Below are 1,344 nucleotides of genomic sequence, written 5' to 3'. Positions count from 1 at the left end.
TTTTAGTTGATTATTAATAATTTATAAGTCTACAATTATACATTGCTCTGCCAACTTTAGCAATCTTTTCCTATCATTCAACACTTCTGGTCGCAGACCAATTTGAGGAACTGTACACCCTTTGTCAGGTGCAGGAAGAACAGGAACGTTTTGCAGATGAGTTGCTAACGGCTATCGCACAAGAAAATATTACATTAGTCTTTACTTTACGCGCTGACTTTTACGGTTATGTGCTTTCCTACCGGCCCCTTCGAGATGCGTTGCAGGAGTTTACGCCACAGTTGCTCAGTTCCATGAAACGGGAGGAATTACAGGCAGCAATTGAATTGCCTGCTCAAAAATTAGAAGTACAGTTAGAACCGCAATTAACCCAACGCATTCTTGATGATGTGGCAGAAGAACCGGGAAATTTACCTTTATTAGAATTTGCCCTAACTCGTTTGTGGGAAAAGCAAATCAACCGAGAGTTAACTCACCAAGCTTATGAAGAAATTGGTGGGGTAAAAAAAGCAATTGCTAATCATGCCCAACAGATTTATCAACAACTCAGTGAAACAGAGAAAAAGCAGGCACAGCGAATATTTGTGCAATTAGTGCGTCCGGGGGAAGGAACCGAAGATACCAGGCGCATTGCTACTCGTGCGGAAGTGGGGGAAGATAACTGGAAATTGGTCAGTTATTTAGCGGGATATCAAGCGCGTTTGGTAGTCACAGGTCGGCAAGAACCTGAAGATACCGTAGAAGTGGTGCATGAAGCGCTAATTCGAGAATGGGGCACTCTGCGCGAGTGGATTAATACCAACCGTCAGTTTCGGACTTGGCAAGAACGGCTGAAGGTGGCTCTGCGGGAGTGGAAAAATAACAACCATGATTCTGGAGGGTTGTTGCGGGGTGCGTCGTTGACGGTGGCAGGAGATTGGTTGCAAAAACGTGCTGGTGAAATGACGCAGGAGGAACGAGAGTTTATTCAGGTTAGCGCTCGGAAACAAAAACGTAGCCGGCAATTTACTACTTTTGTAGTGTCTGGTGCTTTTATACTTGTTTCTACTTTGGGTATTTTTGCAGCTTGGCAGTGGTGGCAAGCAGAATTGCAAAGAAAACGAGTAGAAACAGCACAGTTTGGTCAAAGCGATGCTCTCAGTCACTATTCAGAAGAACTTTTTAATCAAGGCCAAGTGTTTGATGCACTTTTAGCAAGTTTACGAGCAGCCATACCACTTAAACGCACCAATGCTCAACCCTCAATGCAAATGGTATAGCAATCCTAAATCATTATCAAGACTATGATACAATTATATGCAATACTCGATCGTGAATAAAAAATGAATAACTTACAACTGCAAC

Annotated in this window: 1 protein-coding gene; it reads left to right on the top strand. The window is 43.0% G+C overall.

The genetic code is table 11. The features are described from left to right. Positions 1–128 precede the first annotated feature (128 nt). Complete coding sequence (locus tag E5S67_RS31975) at positions 129–1,259, top strand: nSTAND1 domain-containing NTPase (RefSeq protein ID WP_216670853.1); 1,131 nt, start codon at positions 129–131, stop codon at positions 1,257–1,259. Positions 1,260–1,344 lie beyond the last annotated feature (85 nt).

It is taken from the genome of Microcoleus asticus IPMA8, assembly GCF_013179805.1.
GTDB classification, from domain to species: Bacteria; Cyanobacteriota; Cyanobacteriia; order Cyanobacteriales; family Microcoleaceae; genus Microcoleus; species Microcoleus asticus.
This window is presented reverse-complemented; position numbering and strand designations above follow the sequence as displayed.